Genomic DNA, 22,896 nt, shown 5'->3' with positions numbered 1-22,896 from the left:
CTTCCCGAACCGGTCGGGGACATCCCGCCACGGCGAGCCCGTGCGGTACTTCCACGCCATCCCCTCCACCGCGAGGCGATGATCAGCCCACGGGCGCGACCTGCCCGTGGGGACCGGCATCAACGGCTCCAGCACGGCCCACACGTCATCGGCGATCTCCTTGCGCGTCACACCTCAAGACTCGCCGATTCGGACAACGATCTACTTAATCAACACGCCCTAGGGGTGATCGACGGTGGGGATGGCGTCGGTGAACTGGGAGGCGCGCTGGTCGTTCTCGGGGGATCCGCCGAAGAGGCGGCCCTCGCCGTCCGCGGCGCTGCGCGCGCGGGCGCTCGGGACCTGCTGGTCGGGAGGATCGACCACCTCCACGCGCTGGCGCGGGAGCGACGCGTCCGAGTAGCGCTGCAGCCAGTCGATGAGCCGCTCGCGCACATGGCAGCGGAGGTCGAACAGGGTCGGCGCGTCCCTGCCGGTCACCAGCACGCGCACCCGCACCCAGCCCTGCGTCGCGTCCGTGACCTGGAGGACGCCTGTGCGGCCGTCCCACAGATCGGTCGCCGCAAGGATGCGGTTCAGCTCGGCACGCATCCCCGACGGCGACACCCGCCAGTCGAGGTCGAACTCCACCGCGCCGAGCAGTTCGCTGTGCTGGCGCGTCCAGTTCTCGAACGGCTTGGTCGTGAAGGCGGTCGAGGGCAGCACCAGGCGCCGATCGTCCCAGATGTGCACCACCACGTAGCTGAGCGTGATCTCTTCGATCGTGCCCCACTGCTGCTCCACCACCACGACGTCGTCGATCCGGATCGCGTCGCTGAAGGCCAACTGGATGCCCGCGAACAGGTTGGCCAGGCTGGACTGCGCCGCGACCCCGGCGATGACCCCGATGATCCCCGCCGATGCCAGCAGGCTGGCCCCGGCGGCCTGAAGCACGGGGAAGGTCAGCAGGATCGCGGCCAGCCCGATGACGACCGCCGCCACCACGGTCAGCCTCCGCAGCACCAGCACCTGCGTCCTGACCCGCCGGGCGTAGCGGTTGTCCGGAACATCGACGCGATAGCGGACGAGACCGAGGTCCTCGACGAAGACGAGCAGCGCCGCGCAGAACCACGTCCCGGCGGCGATGGTGAGGATGAGGAAGGTGTGGTTGACGACCTCCACCCAGTCGCGCGTCACCTCCGGCGGGAGCGTCAGCGCGACGGCTATCCACAGCACCACGACGCCCAGGAGCAACCGGAACGGCACACGCGCGCGCCGCACCAGGAGCCCGGGCCACGCACGGTGGCGCCCTGCCACCCGCAGAGCCAGACCGACGATCGCGGTCACCACGATGGCGACGACGACCGCGATCAGGCACGCGATGACGAGCGAGGGGAGGCTGTGCAGGGACACGTCGGAGCGGTTCCTTCCCGGCTGGCTGGATCGGACGACCTGCACTGTACGCGGGGCTTTCCGGGACCTTAACCTCACGGCCCTGACCGCGTTAGTCTGAGTCTTCTGGGGCCAGGGGGAATTCGGGCTCCGGCGAGACCCGGCGATGACGCGAGGAGCGAGCATGACAGCGACACGGACACTCTTCATCGGCGGCACGGGGGTCATCAGCTCCGCGTGCGTCGCCAGGGCCCTCGACAAGGGCCACGAGGTCACGGTCGTCAATCGAGGGAACAGCGCCCTCCGTCCCCTCCCCGAGGGTGTGGAGGTGCTGCACGCGGACATCCGCGACCCCGAGAGCGTGCACGCCGTGCTCGGTGAGCGCAGCTTCGACGTGGCAGCGGAGTTCCTCGCCTTCACGCCGGAGCACATCCGCACCGACTTCGACCTGTTCGAGGGCCGGGTGGGGCAGTTCGTCTTCATCTCGTCGGCCTCCGCCTACCAGACGCCGCCCGCGCGGATGCCGGTGATCGAGTCGACTCCGCTGCGCAACCCGTTCTGGCAGTACTCCCGCGACAAGATCGCGTGCGAAGACCTCCTGGTGGAGGCCTACCGCGACCGCGGCTTCCCGATCACGATCGTGCGCCCCTCCCACACCTACGACCGCACCATGATCCCGACCACCGGGCACTGGACCGATCTCGCGCGGATGCGTCGCGGCGCCCCCGTGGTGGTGCACGGCGACGGCACCAGCCGGTGGACGATCACCCACAACACCGATTTCGCCGTCGCGTTCGTGGGGCTGCTCGGCCGTCCGGAGGCCGTTGGCGACTCCTTCCACATCACCTCGGACGAGGCTCCGACGTGGGACCAGATCTACTGCTACCTCGCGGAGGCCCTGGGCGTCGAGGCGGAGCTGGTGCACGTGGCGAGTGAGACGATCGCCGCAGCCCTCCCCGACCTCGGCCCCGGCCTGCTGGGAGACAAAGCACACTCCATGCACTTCGACAACGCCAAGGTGAAGGCGCTCGTGCCGGAGTACGAGGCGCGCGTGGCGTTCGCCCACGGCGCGGGCGAGATCGTCGACTGGTACCTGGCGGACGCGTCGCGGCAGCAGCTGGACCCCGACCTCGACGCGGCGTTCGACCGCCTCGTGGAGCACGCGCGCACGGTCGTCTGAGCGGCTCTCCGCGTCACGGTCCGGTCTCGTTTTCGTCGACCTCTTTACTATAAAGAAACTTTCCTGATACATTCGGCCCACGACATCGTTCCGACGAGGGGATGACAATGGCCGACCGACCCGTCCGGGGCACCCCGGGGTGGCTCCGCGAGACCAACGACCGCACGGCGCTCGCGCTGCTGCTCGAGCACGGCGTGCTCACGCGCACCCGCATCGGCGAGCTCTCCGGGCTCTCCAAGCCCACCGCGGCGCAGATGGTGTCGCGGCTCGAGACGGCCGGTCTCATCCACGTCGTCGGCGAGGTCTCCGCCGGTCGCGGACCGAACGCCGCGGGCTATGCCGTGCGCACCGATCGGATGCTGGGCGTCGCGGTCGACATCGACGCCGTGTCGCTGCGGTCGACCGTCGTCGACGCCGGCGGAGCGGAGCACCCCATCGCCGTGACCCCGCTCGCCCTGCCTCCCCGGCCCGCCCGCACCCCGGAGGCCGACCTCCGCCTCGCGATCGAGGCCGCGTGCGCCGCCGCGGACGTCGACGCGGCGCGGGTCCGCGCGGTCTGCGTCGGCGTTCAGGGCGCGCTCGACCCTCGGACCGACGAACTCACCTACATCGAGACGCTCCCCGGCTGGACCGAGCGCGGCATCCGCCGCCGGCTCGAGGACGCCCTCGGCATCGCGGTGCTCATCGACAACGACGTGAACCTCGCCGCGGTGGCCGAGCGCACGGAGGGCGCCGGCGCAGACACCGCCGGCTTCGCCCTGCTCTGGATGGGCGACGGCCTCGGCCTCGCCGTCGACCAGACCGGCGCCGTGCACCGCGGAGCCTCCGGCGGCGCCGGCGAGATCGGCTACCTCCCGATCCCCCGTTCGGCCGCCGGTCTCGACCCGGACGCCGGCGACCTCCAAGACCTGATCGGTGGGCCGGCCGTCGCCGCACTGGCGGCACGCCACGGCCTGACCGACGACCTGCGCGGCGACGAGGCGGCGATCGAGCTGCTCGTCGCCGAGCTCGCCCAGCGGGTCGCGGTCGGCGTCGTGCCTGTGCTCGCGCTTCTCGACCCGGAGCTCGTCGTGCTCGGCGGCCCCACCGGAGCCGCCTTCGGCGCCCGGCTCGCCGAGCTCGTCACAGCCGAGCTGCGCGCCGACTGGGGCGAACGCGCCGTCGTCGCCACCGGCGTCCCCAGCAACCCTGTCCTCCGCGGCGCACGCGAGCACCTCCTCGGCGAGGTGCGCGAGGCGCTCTTCGACGAAGTGTCGCGCATCGCCGTCTGAGTGACGGCCGACACCTCAGCACCACACCGTCCACCTGAAATCACGAGAAGGATCAGTGAGGAACCACCCGTGAAACATCGTCACCTCATCGCAGCCGCCGCGGTCGCCGCGGCCGCTGCACTCACCCTGGCCGGCTGCTCCGGAGGATCCTCCGGAACGTCGTTCCAGGACAGCACGCCGTCAGACCTGTCGGGGACCGTGTCGTTCTGGCACTTCTTCTCCGACCGGGAGGCCAAGGTCATCCAGTCGGTCGTCGACGACTTCGAGAAGAAGTACCCCAAGGTCAAGGTCGACGTGCACTCCGGCCAGGACGACGAGAAGCTGCAGAAGGCGATCGCCACCGGCAGCAAGGTCGACGTCGGGCTCTCGTACTCGACCGACATCGTCGGCAACTTCTGCTCGAACGGCGCCTTCCGGTCGCTCAACAAGGTGATCGAGCGCGACAAGGTCGACATGAGCCAGTTCAGCGACACCGTGAAGTCGTACACGGAGTTCAAGGGCAACCGCTGCGCGATGCCGATGCTCGCCGACGTCTACGGCCTCTACTACAACAAGAAACTGCTGCAGGCCGCCGGGTACACCGAGCCGCCCAAGACGCTGAGCGAGCTGGAGTCGATGGCCGACAAGCTCACCACCTTCAACCCTGACGGCTCCATCAAGTCACTCGGCTTCAACCCGACCATGGGCTGGTACGAGAACTCGGCCGCCCACTACGGTCCCGCCGCCGGCGCCGAATGGCTGAAGGCCGACGGCACCAGCGCGATCTCCTCCTCCCCCGGCTGGAAGGAGCTCATCGAGTGGCAGAAGGCCTACGTCGACAAGATCGGCTGGGACAAGCTCAACGCCTTCACCTCCGGCCTCGGCCAGGAGTTCTCGGCGGACAACGCGTTCCAGACCGGCCAGGTCGCGATGAACATGGACGGCGAGTACCGCACGGCCTTCATCGCCGACCAGGCCAAGGACCTCGACTACGGCACAGCGCCGTTCCCGACGGCCGACGACCACACCGACCTGTACGGCGGCGGCTACATCACCGGCAACATCATCGGCATCTCCAAGGGCTCCCAGCACCCGGAGCTCGCCTGGGCGCTGCTGAAGTACCTCACCACCGACACGGGAGCGGTCGTCAAGCTGGCCAACGGCCTGAAGAACGTCCCGACCACGAAGGACGCGCTCGCCTCCCCCGACCTGCAGGTCTCCCCGCAGTTCAAGACGTTCCTCGACATCTCGTCGAACAAGAACGTCATGACCACGCCGGCGAGCCCGCTCGGCGCCGGCTACCAGAACACCTTCCAGGACTGGTGGAACAAGTACCAGAGCCAGGGCGGCGACATCGACGCCGGCCTCAAGTCGGTCGACAAGCAGATCAACGACGCCCTCGCCCTCTCGAAGGGCCCGTGACCTCGTGACGACGACGGCACACAGCGCGGGGCGGGCGACCGCCCGCCCCGCGCGGCCCTCCCGCTACCGGCGGCGCCGCAATCTGGTGACGCTCGCGCTGCTCGCGCCCGCACTGCTCGGGCTGGCGATCTTCTTCGTCTACCCGCTCATCGCCTCCGTCTACTACTCGTTCACCCGGTTCGACCTGATCTCGCCGCCCGAGTGGATCGGCCTCCGCAACTACGAGTACCTCTTCACCCAGGACCCCAACGTCTGGACCGCGACGCTCAACACGCTCTGGTTCGTCGTGATCTGGGTGCCGGTGAAAACCGGTTTCGCCCTTGTCGTCGCCGGGCTCCTCGCCCGTGCCCGCCGCGCCTCCGGCGTCTGGCGGACGATCTTCTACCTGCCGGCCCTCGTGCCGCCGGTCGCGAGCGTCGTGGCGTTCGTGTTCCTCTTCAACCCGGGGACAGGACCGGTGAACCAGGTGCTGGCCTGGTTCGGGATCAAGGGCCCGCTCTGGTTCAACGACCCGGCGTGGTCGAAGCCGTCGCTCGTCCTGCTCGGCATCTGGGTGATGGGCGACATCATGATCATCTTCCTCGCCGCCCTCCTCGACGTGCCGCGTGAACAGTACGAGGCGGCCTCCCTCGACGGCGCCAACGGCGTTCAGAAGGTGCGCTACGTCACCCTGCCGAGCGTCGCGCCCGTGCTCCTGTTCGCGGCCGTCACCGGCGTCATCGCAGCCATCCAGTACTTCACGGAGGCCGCGGTCGCCTCCTCGGTCGCCAGCGGCAAAGCCGTGGTCGGCGAAGGGATCGGCAGCACCCTCGGCTACCCCGACAACTCCCTGCTCACCTACACGCAGTGGCTGTACGTCCGCGGCTTCGGGACGTACCAGCTGGGCTACGCCTCGGCGCTGGCCGTGCTCCTGTTCGTCGTCGCGGCGATCATCCTGCTCCTGCTCCTGCGCCGGTTCAAGGCGTTCACCCCGGAAGGCGCGCAATGACGTCCGCTACCCTCACCCCGAAAGCGCCGGCCTCCCCCGCCGCTCCGCAGCGGAAGATCCGCACTCCGCGCTCGTTGCGCACCAGGCGCGTCCTCGGCTGGATCGCCGAGCACGCCGTGCTCATCGTGCTCGCCGTGCTGTTCGTCTCGCCCGTCGTGTTCGTCTTCCTGACCTCGGTGATGTCGAGCTCGCAAACGCTCACGGCCTCCCTGTGGCCGCAGCCGTTCGTCTGGCAGAACTACGTCACCGTGTTCACGACGGTGCCCCTCGCCCAGTGGTTCGCCAACTCGGCGATGTACGCGATCCTGGCCACGGCCTTCATGCTGATCTCGTCGGTGCCCGCCGCGTACGCGCTCGCCAAGATCCGGTTCCGCGGATCCGGGATTCTGTTCACGGCGATCATCGTGGCCATGCTGCTTCCTCCGCAGGTGACGGCCATCCCGATCTACGTGATGTGGTCGCAACTCGGCCTCACCGGCACCCTGTGGCCGCTGATCCTGCCCAACCTGCTTGGGGACGCGTTCTCGATCTTCCTGCTGCGCCAGTTCTTCCTCACGATCCCGACGGAGTATTCGGACGCCGCGCGGATCGACGGGAACGGCGAGTTCGGCGTCCTGTGGCGGGTCGTCCTCCCGATGGCGAAGCCCGGCATCGCGGCGACGGCGATCTTCATGTTCTTCAACTCGTGGAACGACTACTACGGCCCGCTGCTCTACACCTCGGAGAACCCGGCATCGTGGCCGGTCGCCTACGGACTGGCGTCGTTCCGCGGCGTGCACGGCACCGACTGGGGACTCACCATGGCGATGACGATGCTCGTCACCGTCCCCGTCGTCATCATCTTCTTCTTCGCCCAACGCGTCTTCGTGGAGGGCATCACACTCACCGGCGTGAAGGGATAACGCGTGAAACTGGCTGTCGTAGGCGGAGGATCCACCTACACCCCCGAACTCGTGGACGGATTCGCGCGGCTGCGCGAGCTGCTGCCGATCGAGGAGCTCTGGCTCGTCGACACCGATCCGGAGCGGCTCCGGCTGGTCGGCGGTGTCAGCGAGCGCATGTTCCGCGCCGCCGGCCACCCCGGCCGCATCGTTCCGACCTCCGACCTGGTCGCCGGCGTCGCCGACGCCGACGCCGTGCTCATCCAGCTGCGCGTCGGCGGCCAGGCCGCCCGGCACGGCGACGAGACCTTCCCGCACGAGTGCGGCTGCATCGGCCAGGAGACCACGGGGCCCGGCGGCTTCGCCAAGGCGCTGCGGACCGTCCCCGTCGTGCTGTCCGTGGCGGAGGTCATCCGCAAGCACGCCAAGCCGGACGCCTGGATCGTCGACTTCACCAACCCGGTCGGCATCGTCACGCGCGCGCTGCTGCAGGAGGGGCACAGGGCGGTCGGGCTCTGCAACGTGGCGATCGGCTTCCAGCGCCGGTTCGCCGCGCTGCTCGACGTGGCACCGGCGGAGGTCGGGCTCGGCCACGTCGGCCTCAACCACCTGACCTGGGAGCGGTCGGTCACCGTCGGCGGACGCGACGTCCTCCCCGAGCTGCTCGCCTCCCGCCTGCCCCAGCTCGCCGAGGAGATCGAACTGCCGGCCTCCCTGATCCGGCTGCTCGGGAACGTGCCGAGCTATTACCTGCGCTACTACTACGCCCACGACGAGGTGCTGCGCGAGCAGCTCGACGCCCCGACCAGGGCGGAGGCCGTGCAGCGGGTCGAGCGCGAACTCCTGGAGCTGTACGCGGACCCGTCGGTCGACACCAAGCCGGCGCAGCTGGCCCAGCGGGGAGGCGCGTTCTACTCGGAGGCGGCGGTCGACCTGCTCGCATCGCTGACGAGCGACCGCGGCGACGTGCAGGTGGTCAACCTGCGCAACGACGGCACGCTGCCGTTCCTGCCAGACGACCACGTGATCGAGGTCCCTGCCACGGTCGGTGCGTCCGGCGTGCACGCCCAGCAGGTCGCTCCCCTGCCGGACGACCTCGCGGGGCTCATCGGGCACGTCGCGGGATACGAGCGGCTCGCGCTCGACGCCGCCATCCACGGCGGTCGCGACCGGGTCGTGCGGGCGATGCTCGCCCATCCGCTCGTCGGGCAGTACGACCGCGCGGAGAAGCTGACCGACCTGCTCATCGCGGGCAACCACCAGCACCTGGCGTGGGCACGATGACCGACGCGACAAGCGGCGCGCCGATCGTGATCGCGGTCGACGGCGGAGGATCGAAGACCGACGCCGTCGCCCTCGAACTCGACGGAACGCTCGTGGCGGCCGTGCGCGGCACGACCTCCAGCCCCCACCTCATCGGGATGGCGGCGACCGCCCGCCTCGTGGACGAACTGATCGAGCGGCTGCTCGTCGAGACAGGCCCGCGGCCGCTCGCGAGCGCCAACATCTACCTCTCCGGGCTCGACCTGCCCGCCGAGATCGCGGAGTTCCGCGCGGGGATCGCCGGCTACGCCTGGGCGGACGCGGTCGTCGACAACGACCTGTTCGCGCTGCTGCGAGCCGGCACCAGCGAGTCCGACGCGGTCGCGGTCGTCTGCGGCACCGGGATCAACTGCGTCGGCGTGCGCGCGGACGGCGCCGTCGTCCGCTACGCGTCGCTGGGGATGACCTCCGGCGACTGGGGCGGCGGCTGGCACCTGGGCGAGAAGGCGCTCTGGCACGCGGCCAGGGCGGTCGACGGCCGGGGACCGGCCACGACGCTCGCCGCCGCGATCCCCGAGGTGTACGGCCTGGCGGGCATCCCCGACGTCATCGAGGCGCTGCACTTCGAGCGCATCGCCAACAGCGACCTGTCGCGCCTCGCCCCCGCCGTGCTCGCGGCGTCGCGCGCCGGGGACGCGGTCGCGCAGGCTCTCGTGGACCGGCAGGCGGAGGAGATCGTGATCCTCGCCGCGACCACGCTGCGGCGGCTGGAACTGCTCGGCAGGGAGGTGCCGGTCGTCCTCGGCGGAGGGGTGATCGGCTCGCGCGACGAACGGCTGCTGGCCGGGGTGGAGCGCGGCCTGGCCGAGCGGGCACCGTTGGCCAGGATCACCGTCGTGACGGCCGCGCCGATCCTCGGTGCCGCGCTGCTGGCGCTGGAGGCGGGTGGGGCCCCCGCCGACGCCCTGGACGTCGCCGTATCGAGCCTTCAGGACCGGCAGGCCGCGGTGGTTCAATAGGCCTTACGAACAGGGAGTACGCCGCAGAACGGGAGCGGATGGTCGAGGAGCAGCTCGTCCGCCGCGGGATCGAGGACCAGCGCGTCCTCGATGCGATGAGACGCGTGCCGCGACACGAGTTCGTCCCCGAGGGCTCCGAACGCTACGCCTACGAGGACCACCCGATGCCGATCGGCGAGGGCCAGACCATCTCGCAGCCGTTCATCGTCGCCCTCATGCTCGAGGCGGCCAGGATCGGCCCGGAGGACAGCGTGCTCGACGTCGGGACCGGGTCGGGCTACGCGGCGGCCGTCGCCGCGGAGCTCGGTCACCGCGTCGTGAGCATCGAACGCCATCCCGAGCTGGCGGTGACGGCCGCGGCGACGCTGGAGGCCCTCGGCTACCGGGTGAACGTCGTGACCGGCGACGGAACACTCGGCTGGCCGGACGGCGCACCCTACGACGTGATCGTCGCCGCGGCGACCGGCCCGACCCTCCCCCGGGCGTGGCCGGAGCAGCTGACGCGGCAGGGGCGGATCGTGATGCCGGTCGGCCGGCCGGGAGGCGCCCAGCACCTCACGGTGTTCGAGCGCGGCGCCGACGGCGACCTCCACGAGCGCAGCCTCGGCGCCGTCACGTTCGTCCCGCTCGTCGGCCACGACGGCTGGCGCGACCACGCGTGACGCCCTCCCGCGCGCGTCGGCGCGCCGCGCCGCGAGATTCGTGACGAATCTCGAGATTCGTGCCACGAATGTCGACATTCGTCACGAATCTTCGCGCGGGCTGGCGACACATTTGCGGTGAATGCGGCGTCTCGCGCCGCGTATCACCACATTCGGCGCAAAAGCGTCGCCGCGGCGGTGCGTGGGGGGCTAGGGCGAGATTCGTCACGAATCGTGGGATTCGTGGCACGAATGTCGGGATTCGTCACGAATCTTCGCGCGCGTTGGCGACGCAGTTGCGGCAAATGCCGCGTCTCGCGCCGCCTATCGCCGCATTCGGCGCAAACGCGGCGCCGCGGCGGTGCGAGAGGGCAGGGCCGAGATTCGTCACGAATCGTGGGATTCGTGGCACGAATGTCGGGATTCGTGACGAATGTGCGGGCGGGCGGCGACGGATTTGCGGTGGATGTGGCGTTCAGGGGGCGTAGCGCCACATGCGGCGCAAATCGCGGCGCTGGGCTAAGCCGCCGCGACAGCGGCAGCGGCGCCAGCCGCGGCAGCAGCCGCGGCGGCGGCGCCGGCGCGCGAGCGCAGCGCGCCGAGGAGCGCGGTGAGCTGGCCGGCGGGGGCACCCGGGTCTTCCGGGTGCCACTGGACGGCGAGGATCGGCGCGCTCTCGTGCTCGATCGCCTCGACGTGGCCGTCGGGCGCGCGGCCGGTCACGCGGAGGCCGTCGCCGACGGCGCCTACCGCCTGGTGGTGTGCGCTGCGGACCGTGACCACGGGGCCGCCGAGCAGTTCCTCGACCCTGCTGCCCGGCTCGAGCAGCACGGGGTGGGTAGTCAGCACCTCCGGGATCGGGACGCCGCGGCGCACGTGATCGCTGTCGCCCAGGTCTTGGACGAGCGTGCCGCCGAGCGCGACGTTGACGATCTGGAGGCCACGGCAGATCCCGAGGAGCGGCATCCCGCGTTCGATCGCCCGGTGCACCAGCGCCAGCTGCGCGGCGTCGGCGGTCTCGCGGTGCAGGCTCTCGTGCGGGTAGCCTCCCGAAGCTCCATAGAACCGCGGGGCGATGTCCTCGCCTCCCACGATCACCGCGGCGTCGGCGCGGCGCGTCGCGGCCAGCAGCGCGTCGGTGCCCTCGTCGGCGGCGAGCCGGGTCACCGTCCAGCCGTCGGCCTGCGCCGCGCGGACGACCCCGCCGACCAGCACCTGTACGTAGGCGTGGTACTCCGGGTCGTGCCCGCGGAAGCGCGTCGCCTCGACGACGGCGAGGGTGCGGGAGACCGGAGGCATACGAGCCATTCTGGGCGGAGCATCCGCCGCGCGCATCCGGGGGCGTAACAGGCGGCAACACGCGACGGCGGATCGAAGCGGATCGAAACAGTGACACGCATCTGGGCGGTCAATAGACTCGGCTGGATGACAGGTGAGCTCGGGAGAGTGGGTGGATGTCTGTGCGTCGCGTCCTGACCGCGTTCCTGCTCGCCGTCGGCGTCGCCGTCGCCCCCATCGCACTGGCGGCCCCCGCCGCCGAGGCCGCCGACCCTGTCCAGCTGGGTCCCGGCCACGTCGTCGACCAGGCCGGCGTGCTGTCGAAGGCGGATGTCGACACGATCGAAGCGGCGACGGCCACACTGAAGAAGAACCACCAGATCACGCTCTACGTGGTCTTCGTCGACCATTTCACCAACCCGACGGACGCGGAGGACTGGGCGAACGAGACGGCGGCGCGCAACGATCTGGGGCCCACGGACTACCTCCTGGCGGCCGAGACCGACGGCAGCGCCTATTACCTCTCCGGTGACGACAGCGGACCGGTCAGCGACCAGGAGCTCACCACCATCGAGCAAAGCCAGGTCGTGCCCGCGCTGCACGCCCAGGACTGGACGAAAGCCGCCGTCGCCGCAGCCAACGGACTCGGCGACGCCGTGGGCGGCGGACCAGCGCCGTGGCTCGTGTGGCTGCTGGTCGTCGTGCTGGTCGCGATCGCGGCGGTCGCGTTCCTGCTGATCCGCCGACGACGGACCTCACGGACCAGGAAGGCCCCGACACCATGACACCGACCCCCGCACCCGAACGGAAGGAGAGAGGATGAGCCCTGCTTCGTTCCTCGTCGTCCCCCAGTGGCAGGGCTCCGGCTCGTCACGCGCCATGCGGCTGATCGACGGCGCCGAGGCCATCCGCGGAGACCTCCCGACGACGGCCACCCACAGCGTGGCCGTTCCCGCGGCTGCCGGCGAGGCGCTCGGCACCGGTGTGCTGCGCTACTCGTCGCTCACGCTGGTCCGCGAGTTGGCGGAGGCCGAACTGGCAGTGCTGGAGGCGCCGATCGTCACGATCGGCGGCGACTGCGCCGCCGACCTGGCGAGCGTGCAGCACGCTGTCGCGTCGCATCCCGCCGGCTCGGTCGCCGTGGTCTGGTTCGACGCGCACGGCGACCTCAACAGCGTCTCGACCTCGCCGTCCGGAGCCTTCCACGGCATGGTGGTGCGCGCCCTGCTCGGCGATGGGCCGGACGGACTCGCGGCCACCGGACCCGCGCGCCTCCACCACGAGCAGCTGGTGCTCGCGGGAACCCGCGCACTCGACGACGGCGAGTCGGCCTTCGTCGACCGCATCGGGATCCGGGTGGTCGGCCCGGACGGCTTCGCCGACCCGCAGACGCTCGTCGCAGCGGTGGAGGCCACCGGCGCCTCGGGCGTCTACCTCCACATCGACCTCGACGTGCTCGATCCCGCGGCGGTCGACGGCATCGGCTTCCCCGAGCCGTTCGGGGTCAGCCCGGAGCAGCTGTCGGACGCCATCAGGGCGCTGCGTGCCAGGTTCGAGCTCGTCGGCGCCGCGATTACCGAGTTCGCGCCGGAGTCGCCGGAGGCCGCCGGTCGCGATCTGCCGGTGATCCTCCGCGTGCTCGGTGCGCTCACCGGCCCCCTCCGCGACGTCGGCTGAGCCCGGTAGCGTTGGCGACATGAGCGAACCCCGAATCCTGACCGAACGACGCGGGCACGTCCTCCTCATCGGTCTCAACCGGCCGGAGAAGCGCAACGCGGCGGACTTCGAGCTCCTGAGCGGCCTCGCCGAGGCGTACGGCGAACTCGAACGGGATCCCGAGATCCGCGCGGCGCTGGTGTACGCGGTCGGCGACCACTTCACCGGCGGCCTCGACCTGGCCGATGTCGGTCCACGGGTCGGCCCGGACGGCCTGTCGTTCGTCTCCGATACCGGTGTCGACCCCTGGGGCGTCTCCGGACGGCAGCGGACCAAGCCCGTGGTCGTCGCCGTGCAGGGCATCTGCCTCACGCTCGGCATCGAGCTCATGCTCGCCTCCGACGTGTCGGTCGCCGCCCGCTCGACGCGGTTCGGGCAGATCGAGGTCGCGCGCGGCATCCTGCCGTTCGGTGGGGCGACGATCCGGTTCCCGCGCACGGCGGGCTGGGGCAACGCCATGCGCTACATCCTCACCGGTGACATGTTCGACGCCGACGAGGCCTACCGCATGGGCCTGGTGCAGGAGGTCGTGGACGACGGCGAGCAGTTCGACACGGCACTGGCCATCGCCGAACGGATCGCCGCCCAGGCGCCGCTCGCCGTGCAGGCCACCCTCGCGAGCGCCTTCACGGCGGTGCGGGAGGGCGACGCCGCCGCCGAGGCGCAGCTGCAGCCGACGCTCGCGCGCCTCGCCGCGAGCGAGGACGCCCGGATCGGAATGCAGGCCTTCCTCACGCGCACCCCGGCCGAGTTCGTCGGCCGCTGATCGGCGTACGCTCCGCATCAGACTCGAACGCCCTCATCCCGCAAACGACAGGAGCGAAACATGTCCGCAGTCGAATACGACGTCATCGTGATCGGAGCGGGGGCGGTCGGTGAGAACGTCGCCGACCGGGCCGCGCAGGGCGGTCTGCGCACCGTGATCGTGGAGGCCGAGCTCGTCGGGGGCGAGTGCTCCTACTGGGCGTGCATCCCCTCCAAGACGCTGCTGCGCTCCTCGGCGGCACTGCGCGCGGCGCAGCGGGTCGGCGGTGCGCGGGAGGCCGTCACCGGCCCCCTCGACGTCGAAGCGGTGCTGCGGCGCCGCGACTACATGACCAGCGACTGGAAGGATGACGGCCAGGTCGAGTGGCTCCGCGGCGCCGGGATCGACCTGGTGCGCGGCTGGGCCACGATCACCGCGGCCAAGGAGGTCACCGTGACCGCCGACGACGGAACGGTCACCGTCCTCACAGCCAGGCACGCGGTGGCGGTGTGCACGGGGTCGGCGGCGCTGCTCCCCGACATCCCCGGCCTCCGCGAGAGCGAACCGTGGACGAGCCGCGACGCGACGAGCGTGCAGCGGGTGCCGGTGTCGCTGGCGATCCTCGGCGGCGGCACGGTCGGCACCGAGATGGCGACGGCGTACGCGGGGTTCGGCACCGACGTGCACCTGATCGCGCGTAGCGGCCTCCTCGGAACAGAGGAGCCGTTCGCGGGCGAACAGGTCGCCGCCTCCCTGAAGGAGCTCGGCGCGCACCTGCACTTGGACGTCACGACCGAGTCCGTCGAGAGGACGGTCGACGACGGCTTCCGCATCCACCTGGGCGACGGCAGCGTGGTGGAGGCGGACGAGCTGCTGGTGGCGGCCGGCCGGCTGCCGCGGACGTCGGGTCTCGGCCTCGACGCGTTCGGGCTGGAGGACGGCGCCTGGCTGACCGTCGACGACAGCATGCGCGTGCTCGACGCGCACGGCGAACCGGTCGACGGAGGCTGGCTGTACGGCGTCGGCGACGTGAACCACCGGGCGCTCCTCACGCACCAGGGCAAGTATCAGGCGCGCGCGGCCGGCGACGCCATCGCCGCCCGCGCGAAGGGCCGGGAGGTGTCGCTCGCTCCGTGGGGAGCCTTCGTCGCGACCGCTGACCATCAGGCCGTCCCGCAGGTCACGTTCACCGAGCCGGAGGTCGCCTCCGTCGGGCTCACCGCAGCGAAGGCGGAGAAAGCGGGGTACCGCATCCGGGTGGTCGACTACCCGATCGGTTCGGTCAGCGGAGCGTACGTGGTGGCCGACGACTACTCGGGCACGGCCCGGATGGTGGTCGACGAGGACAGGCAGGTCGTGCTCGGTGCGACGTTCGTCGGGCAGGACGTCGGCGAGCTGCTGCACTCGGCGACGATCGCCGTCGTCGGCGAGGTTCCGCTCGACCGGCTGTGGCACGCCGTGCCGTCGTACCCGACGATCAGCGAGGTCTGGCTGCGCCTCCTCGAAGCGTACGGGCGTCCCCAGAAGTGACGGCGACCCAGCCGCGCCCGGACGGCCCTCTCGCCTCCCTGTTCCTCGACTCGCCGATCAGCCGGCTCGGCTACCTCTACGCGACGACGGTCGGCTTCCTCTGGGGGTTCGTCTGGAGCACGGGACGCGTCGAACGACGTGCAGGGCTCTTCGTGTTCCGCGGCATGCCGAAGCGCACGTTCGGGCGCGGCGGGTCGTGCGTCGGCGGGTGCTATCTGACCGACCAGAACGTGACGGACGACGTGCTCGAGCACGAGGTCGTGCACAAGCGGCAGTGGCAGCGCTACGGGATGCTGTTCCCGTTCCTCTACCTGCTCGCGGGACGCGACCCGCTCCGCAATCGATTCGAGATCGAGGCCGGCCTCGAGAAGGGCGGGTACCGATGACCGACACGGCGCGCACGATCGTCGTGACCGGGGCGAGCTCCGGGATCGGCGCGGTCGCGGCGGAACGGCTGGCCGCGGGCGGCGACCGCGTCGCCGTGGTCGGCCGCGACGCCGAGCGCACCAGGGCGGTCGCCGACCGGATCGGCGCGACGCCGTTCGTCGCGGACTTCGAGCGGCTCGACGACGTGCGCACGCTCGCGGCGGACCTCCTGCGCCGGTTCGACGGCATCGATGTGCTCGCCAACAACGCGGGCGGCCTGTACCACGACCGTCGGCTGACGGTCGACGGCCACGAGAGGACCATCCAGCTCAACCATCTGGCGCCGTTCCTGCTCACGCGCCTGCTGCGGCCCCGGCTCGTGGAGACGGCGGCGACCGGGCGGGACGTGCGTGTGGTCTCGACCGCCAGCATGGCCAACCAGTTCGGACGGCTCCGCCTCGACGATCTGGACTGGGAGCGACGCCCCTGGCGCGGCGGCTGGCGGGCGTACGGCACGTCGAAGCTCGCGACCATCCTGTTCGCCGTCGAACTCGGGGAGCAGCTGACCGGCACAGGCGTCACGGCGTACTCGTTCCACCCCGGCACCGTGGCGACCCGGTTCGGCGCGAGCTCTCCGCTCGTCCGGTTCGGCAACGCCGTGACCGGCGGACGGTATGGGGTCACGGCGGAGGTCGGGGCGGCACCTCTTGAGCGACTCGCCGGCCCCGCAGCGGTGGGTGCTCCGACCGGCACCTACTTCGACCGGTTCACGGCCAACGGCCGCACGGCGCGACAGGCGAAGGACGCCCAGCTCGGCCGCGACCTGTGGACGATCAGCGAGAGCCTGACGGCCGACTGACGGCGTCGGGCGCCATCCCGACGACCTCGACCAGGTGCTCCCCCACCTCGGTGGTGAGCGCCCAGGAGCCGGTGACGACCGCACGGGTGTTGCCCGGACCCTCGCACAGCATCTCGGCGGCCCACGCCTGCACGGCACGCGTCGCCGCCTCACCGGGCGCGCAGCGCTCAGCCGTGCCGGGCCGGCCGGAGCGCACGGAGCGCACCAGCCAGGTGACCGTCATGCGGATCGGCGCGGCGAGCGCGACGATCTCGGACGGCTCGCCGACCTCCACGAAGACGCGCCCGCGCGCGCACAGGGGAAGGAGCGCAAGTTCGGCCTCCAGCTCGGTGAGCGAGGTCTCGTCGCCGACCACCAGGAACTGGACGCGGTCGTCGTTGTGCGCGGTCGAGGCGGTGTGGGCGGCGTGGTCGGGTCGGTACATCTCACTTCGAGTATAGGTCAGGCTTACCTAACCTTCGTCCTCACGCATGACGGTGCGCAGCCGATTCCCTACTCGGGCGCCCTTCCGATGCTCGAGCGCGCACGGCATGATCGAGACATGCTCCCCACCGCGGACTCCCCCGTCGCTCCCATGCTCGCCAAGGCCGTCCCCGCCGTCCCCGATCAGGACGCCGTGGCCGGCGGCCTGAGCTTCGAGCCGAAGTGGGACGGCTTCCGAGCCATCGTCTACGCTGCCGACGCCGGCGACGGCACGATCGGCGACGTGCAGATCGGGAGCAGGGGCTCGAAGATGCTCACGCGCTACTTCCCCGAACTGGTCGCCGCCTTCCGCGAGCTCCTGCCCTCGCCGTGCGTCCTCGACGGCGAGATCGTGGTGCCGTCAGGGGAGCCCGGCAGCCAGCGCCTGGACTGGGAGGCGCTGTCGCAGCGCATCCACCCCGCGGCCAGCCGGGTGAACCTGCTCTCCGAGCAGACCCCGGCCACCTTCGTGGCGTTCGACTTGATCGGCCTCGGCGACGAGTCGTACCTCGACCGGCCGTTCGCGGAGCGGCGCGCGGCACTGGAGGAATTCGCCGGCGACCTCCCCGCGCCGCTGCAGCTGACCCGCACGACAACCGACGTCGACCTGGCCAGGAGGTGGCTCGTCGAGTTCGAGGGCGCCGGCCTCGACGGCGTCGTCGCCAAGCCGCTCGCCGGCCCCTACACCCCGAACAAGCGCACTCTGCTCAAGATCAAGCACCACCGCACGGCCGACGTGGTCGTGCTCGGCTACCGCGTGCACACCAGCGGTCGCGGCGTCGGATCCCTGCTCGTCGGGCTTTACGGCGACGACGGCGTGCTGCGCAACGTCGGGGGCGTCTCCGCGTTCAGCGACAAGGTGCGGCTGGAGCTCGTGGACGAACTGGAGCCCCTGGTCGAGCGCGATGAGAGCGGCGCGGCCGTGACCGGCGCGACGGACCGCAGCAGGTTCTCCTCCAGCAAGGACGTGTCGTTCGTGCGGCTGCGCCCGGAGCGGGTGCTGGAGGTGCGCTACGACCAGATGGAGGGCATGCGCTTCCGCCACACCGCGCAGTTCGAGCGCTGGCGTCCCGACCGCGACGCGGCCTCCTGCACCTACGACCAGCTCGACCGCCCGATCGCCTACGACCTCGCCGACGTCCTGAGCTGACGGCACCGGCCCGACCGCAGCAATCCGTTCCTCACTTCCTCCCGCAACACGCCGGCGAAACGCGGGAGAAAGTGAGGAAGCGATGGCTATTCGGTCTTCTTGGCGCGGCTGGGCTGCACACGCGGGGGCTCGCCGGGCATCTTGGGGTAGTCGGGAGGGAACGGGAGCTCGCCGAGACCGTTCTCGAGGTCGCGCTGCCACCAGTCCAGCAGAGTGTCGATCTGGCCGGTGCGCTCGCCGAAGTCCTGCCACGGGTCGCCGACGGTGCGCAGGCGCTCCGGCACGGTGAGCACGGTGAAGTCGCGCGGGTCGACCTGCGTCAGCTCCTCCCACGTGACGGGCGTCGAGACCGGGGCGTGCGCCAGCGCGCGCGGGCTGTACGCGCCCGCCATCGTGCGGTCGCGGTTGGCCTGGTTGAAGTCGACGAACACCTTCTCGCCGCGCTCCTCCTTCCACCAGGCGGTCGTCACCGCATCCGGCATCCTGCGCTCCAGCTCACGCGCCGCGGCGATCACGGCGTGCCGCACGTCGAGGAACTCGCGCACCGGCTCGATCGGCGCGAACACGTGGAGGCCGCGGTTGCCTGACGTCTTGATGTACGCCTCCAGCCCGACCTCCGCGAGCACCGCGCGCAACTCGATCGCGGCCGGCACGGCGTCGGCGAACCCGGTGCCCGGCTGCGGGTCGAGGTCGATGCGCAGCTGGTCGGGGTTGTCGGAGTCCTCGGCCCGCGACGGCCACGGATGGAAGACGATCGTGTTCATCTGCACCGCCCACACCGCGGCCGCCGGCTCGTCGATTACGAGCTGCGGATGCGAGCGCGCGCTCGGATAGACCACCGGCACCGAGCGCACGTAGTCGGGGGTGCCGCGTGGCGGATTCTTGGAGAAGAACTCCTCGCCATCGATCCCCTCGGGGAAGCGCTGCAGCGACAGCGGGCGGTCGCCGTTGGCGCGCACGAACGCGTCGCCGACCGCCACGATGTAGTTCGCGAGGTCCAGCTTGGTGATGCCGAGCTCGGGGTACAGGACACGCCCGGGACTCGAGATGCGAACCTCCCTGTCGCCGTGCGGACCGGGGACGGTGAGTACGACTGCATCGCCTGCCATGCGACCACCGTACCGGCCCAACGGGTGATGACCAGGGTGTGAATTCCGTGTGGGATGCGGGAGGTCCGCGTTCGACCCTCTGAGAAGTGGGCCAGAATGAGCGGTGTCCGCCCGTGGACGACCCGAACAGTGCGAGGAGGTGGGTGGCCCTGAGGATCATCAGCTACAACCTGCGCAAGCACGCGGCCGGTCACGAGCTCGAAGACATCGCGAAGACGTACGACGTCGACGCGCTTTGCCTGCAGGAGTGCGACAGCGAGATGCTCGCACCCCGGCTGCACGACCTCCAGCTCGCTGATGCGACGCGTGCCAACCGTCTCGGTCTCGCCGTCTACGTGCGCGACGAGCGCTACGAGGTTCTCGACACGCAGGTGTTCGCCGTGCACAAGTCGATCCACGACCGCGTGCTCGCGCCCGCGAACGAGCGGCTGCTGGCTGCTCTGCTGCGCGACAGGGACTCCGGCGAGCGCGTGCTGGTCGGTTCGTTCCACGCCGCCCCGCTGACGGCCTCCAACTCGCTGCGGCGCAAGCAGATCGCCGCAGCACACGAGGGGATGCGTTCGCTCGCTCCCGAGACCCCGGCGATCATGGTGGGCGACTTCAACTACCCGTGGTTCATCCGGGGGCTGGAGCGCCATCTCACCACGGCCGGCTTCACCCTCAACCGCAGCGACGAACCGACGTACCTGCGCTACAAGTTCTTCACCGGGTACTTCGACTTCGTGACCTCCACCGGCTTCGACGTGGAGCGCGTCGACGTGCTGCCCGCCGGAGCCTCCGACCACCGCGCCATCCGGCTCGACGCCGAACTCGCGGCGTAGAACGGCCGCTGGTCCCACCACCCGGCTGCGGGCGTACGCTGTCGGGCATACCGCGACCGCGTCGAGGTGATGACCGATGGATGCGCTGGGCTGGCTGGCCGGCACCGACTACACGATCGCGCGCGAGATCCTGCAGCGCGGCGTCGCCGCACTCTACGTCGTCGCGTTCCTGTCGGCGGTTGCGCAGTTCCCCGCGCTGCTCGGCGAGCACGGCCTCCTGCCCGCGCCCCGGTTTCTGCGGAACGCCTATGCCCGGCGCCAGCCGACGCTGTTCCGGCTGAGGTACTCCGACCGCCTGCTGCGCGCCGTCGTCTGGTCCGGGGCGGCGCTCTCGGCGCTCGTCGTCGTCGGCGTGCTGCAGCTGACGCCGTCGTACGTGTTCGTCCCGGTGTTCCTGATCGTCTGGTTCCTGTACCTGTCGATCGTGAACATCGGGCAGACCTTCTACGGGTTCGGCTGGGAGAGCCTGATCTGCGAGGCCGGGTTCACAGTGGCCTTCCTCGGCTCGTGGGACACCGCTCCCCCGATCACGATCGTGATCCTGGTGCGCTGGCTGGTGTTCCGGCTGGAGTTCGGAGCCGGGATGATCAAGATGCGCGGCGACCGCTCCTGGCGCGACCTGACGGCCTTGTACTACCACCATGAGACGCAGCCGATGCCGAACCCGCTCAGCCGCACGGCGCACCTGCTGCCGAAGTGGTGGCATCGCCTGGAGGTGCTCGGCAACCACTTCGCGCAGCTGTTCGTGCCGTGGCTGCTGTTCCTGCCGCAACCGGTCGCGAGCATCGCGGCGGCGGTCGTCATCCTGACGCAGCTCTGGCTGGTGGCGACCGGCAACTTCGCCTGGCTCAACTGGATCACGATCGTGCTCGCGTTCGCCGGCGTGAGCGACGGCGCCTGGCGGTGGCTGACGGGAGGGGCGCTGACCGGCGGCATCGGCTCCCCGGAGGTGCCCGTCTGGTACGCCGTCGTCGCGCTGCTCGCGAGCGCGCTCCTGGTGGCACTCAGCTGGTGGCCGCTGCGCAACCTGTTCCGCCGCCGCCAGCTGATGAACGCGAGCTTCAACCGCTGGCACCTGGTCAACGCCTACGGCGCTTTCGGCAGCGTGACGAAGGAACGATTCGAGGTGATCGTGGAGGGCACGGAGGACGACCCTCAGGACCCGGCCGCACGCTGGCTGGAGTACGGCTTCAAAGGCAAACCGGGTGACCTGCGGAGGCTGCCGCGCCAGTTCGCGCCGTACCACCTCCGCCTCGACTGGCTGATGTGGTTCCTCGCCCTCGGCTCCCGGGACTCCCCGTGGTTCGAGGTGTTCCTGCTGCGGCTGCTGGAGGCCGACCGCCCCACCCTGCGCCTGCTGCGCCTCGACCCGTTCGCGGGCCGCCCTCCCCGCTCGGTGCGGGCGCGGATGTACCTGTACCGGTTCGCGACCCGCGAGGAGAAGCACCTGACCGGCGCGCGGTGGGTGCGGTCGGAGGTGGGAACGCTGGTGCCGCCGGTGGGGTTGCGGGGGTGATCAGAGGCCGTCGGGGCGAGGCGAGAGCCAGTCCGAGTGCGCCGCCGCGAGGGTGCCCCGACGTGAGAGGTCGGTGAACAGGATGTCTGCTCCGCCGTCGTAGGGCGCGTAGATCCACTCGAGGGACGGCGGTGCCACGAGGAGGTGCGCCCGATCGTCTGCCACGAGGCGGAGGAGGGGCACGAGGTCGGTCGGCGTGCCGACGTCGGCCGCCCAGAAGTAGGTGGTGGGCGATGGGAACTCGTCCCCGTCCGGCTCCGTGTGCGTGCGCCACGGCCACCATGCCACCGCTGTGGTGCGTGTCCACCCTCCTGCGAGATCGGCACGATCCCACTCCTGCGCGATGAGCAGAAGCCTAGGGCTCTCGTTCTCCGGGAGGAGATCGCGAAGGACAGCGAGGTGGCGGTCGAGGATCACGTCGGACTCAGCGGCGGTCTCTGCGTATCGCTTGCCGTCCGGCAAACTGTGGAAGCGCACCCAGCGTTCCGGGTATGTAGAGCGCAGGAGGTGACCTGCGGGCTCGCTCCCGGGCCAGATCTCGTTCCAGCGAGTGCTCAGCAGCCGTGCGCGGTCGCTCGACTCCGGTTCGTCGAATTCGCCGCCGAGTCCGCGCCGTCGTCGCCACATCCGCCCAATCGCTGCCCGCACAGGCGCCATCCTCTCAGTACCCCGTCCGCTCCTCCTGGAGTCGCGCGAGGTCGCGCCAGATCAGCAGCTTGAGGCGGGCGGGCTTCTCGCGCTCGTAGTCGGAGCGCAGCGCCTCCACGCCCGAGAACGCGTCGAGCCCGGCCTCGATGGCGCGGCCCACCTCGTCCCAGGCGTCGACGCGGCCGCGCTCCACCAGGGCGAGGAGTTCCTCCTCGGAGTCGGCCTTCGCACGCAGAGCGCTCGCGAGGGCGACCGCCGCGTCGCGGCGCAGTCTCAGGTTCGCGACGTCGATGTCACGGTAGTCGTGCGGATGCATCGCGTCGCCGCGCAGGCCCTGCGCGGCCTCCAGGTCCTCCTCGATGCGGCCGGCTGCTTCCCCCTGCTCCGACGCGAGCTCGCGCAGCATGTGCGCAGCCTCCCCGGTGTGCCGGGCGGGGTCGAAGTCGTTGCCGTACTGCAGTGTGTCCACGACGATGTGGTTCTTGACGGCCATCCGGGTGGCGTATTCCGCGAGCAGCATACCTTCCTCGACGGTCTGCTCGAGCGTGGGTGCGGCGGGTTCCGGGAGGGCGTCCTCGTCGAAGGGACGCGTGCGCACCGTCTTGACGGTGCGCTTCCTGAGCCAGTCGGGCCAGCGCATGGCCACAGCCTTTCGGTCGGTCGTGGGAGGCGCCGGCGTCG

General features: G+C 70.7%; 24 protein-coding genes. 17 read left to right on the top strand and 7 right to left on the bottom strand.

Features of this window, described 5'->3' with window-relative positions:
* The coding region (locus JNB50_RS01415; RefSeq protein ID WP_374222233.1) for a transposase at positions 1 to 144 on the bottom strand (144 nt) is incomplete at its 3' end.
* 75 nt (positions 145 to 219) lie between these two features.
* Entirely contained in the window at positions 220 to 1,392 is a 1,173-nt protein-coding gene (locus tag JNB50_RS01410; protein ID WP_307794557.1) for a mechanosensitive ion channel domain-containing protein, read from the bottom strand.
* Between the two features lie 163 nt (positions 1,393 to 1,555).
* On the opposite strand from JNB50_RS01410, the gene JNB50_RS01405 reads away from it, so the two are divergent.
* The 8 genes from JNB50_RS01405 to JNB50_RS01370 all read left to right on the top strand — a co-directional run bounded on the left by JNB50_RS01405 (position 1,556) and on the right by JNB50_RS01370 (position 10,036).
* On the top strand, positions 1,556 to 2,551 hold the full coding sequence (locus tag JNB50_RS01405; RefSeq protein WP_208038316.1) for an SDR family oxidoreductase: 996 nt from the start codon (positions 1,556 to 1,558) through the stop codon (positions 2,549 to 2,551).
* Between the two features lie 107 nt (positions 2,552 to 2,658).
* Positions 2,659 to 3,822: an ROK family transcriptional regulator gene (locus tag JNB50_RS01400; RefSeq protein WP_208038315.1), complete on the top strand. Its 1,164-nt coding sequence runs from the start codon at positions 2,659 to 2,661 to the stop codon at positions 3,820 to 3,822.
* 69 nt (positions 3,823 to 3,891) lie between these two features.
* The gene (locus JNB50_RS01395; RefSeq protein WP_208038314.1) at positions 3,892 to 5,223 is read left to right on the top strand and encodes an ABC transporter substrate-binding protein; all 1,332 of its coding nucleotides are present in this window, start codon (positions 3,892 to 3,894) and stop codon (positions 5,221 to 5,223) included.
* 4 nt (positions 5,224 to 5,227) lie between these two features.
* A complete protein-coding gene (locus JNB50_RS01390) occupies positions 5,228 to 6,211 on the top strand; it encodes a carbohydrate ABC transporter permease (protein ID WP_208038313.1) in 984 nt (327 codons plus the stop codon).
* Positions 6,208 to 7,113, top strand: a complete 906-nt coding sequence (locus tag JNB50_RS01385; RefSeq protein WP_208038312.1) for a carbohydrate ABC transporter permease — start codon at positions 6,208 to 6,210, stop codon at positions 7,111 to 7,113. Before JNB50_RS01390 ends, JNB50_RS01385 begins: the two co-directional genes overlap by 4 nt.
* A gap of 3 nt (positions 7,114 to 7,116) precedes the next feature.
* Positions 7,117 to 8,376, top strand: a complete 1,260-nt coding sequence (locus JNB50_RS01380) for a 6-phospho-beta-glucosidase (protein WP_208038311.1) — start codon at positions 7,117 to 7,119, stop codon at positions 8,374 to 8,376.
* Positions 8,373 to 9,374, top strand: a complete 1,002-nt coding sequence (locus JNB50_RS01375; RefSeq protein WP_208038310.1) for an N-acetylglucosamine kinase — start codon at positions 8,373 to 8,375, stop codon at positions 9,372 to 9,374. Before JNB50_RS01380 ends, JNB50_RS01375 begins: the two co-directional genes overlap by 4 nt.
* Positions 9,335 to 10,036, top strand: coding sequence for a protein-L-isoaspartate(D-aspartate) O-methyltransferase (locus JNB50_RS01370; protein WP_307794559.1), 702 nt, complete (start codon positions 9,335 to 9,337; stop codon positions 10,034 to 10,036). The genes JNB50_RS01375 and JNB50_RS01370 overlap by 40 nt, the downstream gene beginning before the upstream one ends.
* Before the next feature lie 498 nt (positions 10,037 to 10,534).
* Here the strand turns inward: JNB50_RS01370 and JNB50_RS01365 are convergent, their stop codons facing one another.
* The gene (locus JNB50_RS01365) at positions 10,535 to 11,314 is read right to left on the bottom strand and encodes a gamma-glutamyl-gamma-aminobutyrate hydrolase family protein (protein ID WP_208038308.1); all 780 of its coding nucleotides are present in this window, start codon (positions 11,312 to 11,314) and stop codon (positions 10,535 to 10,537) included.
* 155 nt (positions 11,315 to 11,469) lie between these two features.
* On the opposite strand from JNB50_RS01365, the gene JNB50_RS01360 reads away from it, so the two are divergent.
* The 6 genes from JNB50_RS01360 to JNB50_RS01335 are packed head-to-tail and all read left to right on the top strand — an operon-like array spanning position 11,470 to position 16,509.
* Positions 11,470 to 12,078, top strand: coding sequence for a YgcG family protein (locus tag JNB50_RS01360; RefSeq protein WP_208038307.1), 609 nt, complete (start codon positions 11,470 to 11,472; stop codon positions 12,076 to 12,078).
* 34 nt (positions 12,079 to 12,112) lie between these two features.
* Positions 12,113 to 12,970, top strand: a complete 858-nt coding sequence (locus tag JNB50_RS01355; RefSeq protein WP_208038306.1) for an arginase family protein — start codon at positions 12,113 to 12,115, stop codon at positions 12,968 to 12,970.
* 19 nt (positions 12,971 to 12,989) lie between these two features.
* Positions 12,990 to 13,775 carry a crotonase/enoyl-CoA hydratase family protein gene (locus JNB50_RS01350; protein ID WP_208038305.1) on the top strand — a complete coding sequence of 262 codons (786 nt, stop codon included), beginning with the start codon at positions 12,990 to 12,992 and terminating at the stop codon, positions 13,773 to 13,775.
* A gap of 60 nt (positions 13,776 to 13,835) precedes the next feature.
* A complete protein-coding gene (locus JNB50_RS01345) occupies positions 13,836 to 15,284 on the top strand; it encodes an NAD(P)/FAD-dependent oxidoreductase (RefSeq protein ID WP_208038304.1) in 1,449 nt (482 codons plus the stop codon).
* Positions 15,281 to 15,670: a Fe-S oxidoreductase gene (locus JNB50_RS01340; RefSeq protein ID WP_208038303.1), complete on the top strand. Its 390-nt coding sequence runs from the start codon at positions 15,281 to 15,283 to the stop codon at positions 15,668 to 15,670. The genes JNB50_RS01345 and JNB50_RS01340 overlap by 4 nt, the downstream gene beginning before the upstream one ends.
* On the top strand, positions 15,667 to 16,509 hold the full coding sequence (locus tag JNB50_RS01335) for an SDR family NAD(P)-dependent oxidoreductase (protein WP_208038302.1): 843 nt from the start codon (positions 15,667 to 15,669) through the stop codon (positions 16,507 to 16,509). The genes JNB50_RS01340 and JNB50_RS01335 overlap by 4 nt, the downstream gene beginning before the upstream one ends.
* Here JNB50_RS01335 and JNB50_RS01330 read toward each other — a convergent pair.
* On the bottom strand, positions 16,484 to 16,933 hold the full coding sequence (locus JNB50_RS01330) for an SIP domain-containing protein (RefSeq protein ID WP_208038301.1): 450 nt from the start codon (positions 16,931 to 16,933) through the stop codon (positions 16,484 to 16,486). The two genes, JNB50_RS01335 and JNB50_RS01330, sit on opposite strands and share 26 nt — an antisense overlap.
* Before the next feature lie 117 nt (positions 16,934 to 17,050).
* Here JNB50_RS01330 and JNB50_RS01325 point away from each other — a divergent pair, with 117 nt between their 5' ends.
* The gene (locus tag JNB50_RS01325) at positions 17,051 to 18,121 is read left to right on the top strand and encodes an ATP-dependent DNA ligase (protein ID WP_208038300.1); all 1,071 of its coding nucleotides are present in this window, start codon (positions 17,051 to 17,053) and stop codon (positions 18,119 to 18,121) included.
* Positions 18,122 to 18,207: 86 nt separating this feature from the next.
* Here JNB50_RS01325 and ligD read toward each other — a convergent pair whose 3' ends face one another.
* Complete coding sequence (gene ligD, locus JNB50_RS01320) at positions 18,208 to 19,230, bottom strand: non-homologous end-joining DNA ligase (protein WP_208038299.1); 1,023 nt, start codon at positions 19,228 to 19,230, stop codon at positions 18,208 to 18,210.
* A 143-nt stretch (positions 19,231 to 19,373) separates the two neighbouring features.
* On the opposite strand from ligD, the gene JNB50_RS01315 reads away from it, so the two are divergent.
* On the top strand, positions 19,374 to 20,051 hold the full coding sequence (locus JNB50_RS01315) for an endonuclease/exonuclease/phosphatase family protein (protein WP_208038298.1): 678 nt from the start codon (positions 19,374 to 19,376) through the stop codon (positions 20,049 to 20,051).
* Positions 20,052 to 20,127: 76 nt separating this feature from the next.
* On the top strand, positions 20,128 to 21,567 hold the full coding sequence (locus JNB50_RS01310; RefSeq protein ID WP_208038297.1) for a lipase maturation factor family protein: 1,440 nt from the start codon (positions 20,128 to 20,130) through the stop codon (positions 21,565 to 21,567).
* Here the strand turns inward: JNB50_RS01310 and JNB50_RS01305 are convergent, their stop codons facing one another.
* Together JNB50_RS01305 and JNB50_RS01300 are read right to left on the bottom strand one after the other, a co-directional pair.
* Positions 21,568 to 22,215 carry a hypothetical protein gene (locus tag JNB50_RS01305; protein ID WP_208038296.1) on the bottom strand — a complete coding sequence of 216 codons (648 nt, stop codon included), beginning with the start codon at positions 22,213 to 22,215 and terminating at the stop codon, positions 21,568 to 21,570. It lies immediately after the preceding gene.
* A 13-nt stretch (positions 22,216 to 22,228) separates the two neighbouring features.
* Complete coding sequence (locus JNB50_RS01300) at positions 22,229 to 22,855, bottom strand: hypothetical protein (protein WP_208038295.1); 627 nt, start codon at positions 22,853 to 22,855, stop codon at positions 22,229 to 22,231.
* Positions 22,856 to 22,896: the final 41 nt, after the last annotated feature.

This window comes from Leifsonia sp. TF02-11, assembly GCF_017565305.1.
Classification (GTDB): Bacteria; Actinomycetota; Actinomycetes; order Actinomycetales; family Microbacteriaceae; genus Leifsonia.
The sequence above is the reverse complement of the archived record's forward strand: the minus strand, read 5'-3'. Positions and strand labels throughout refer to the sequence as shown.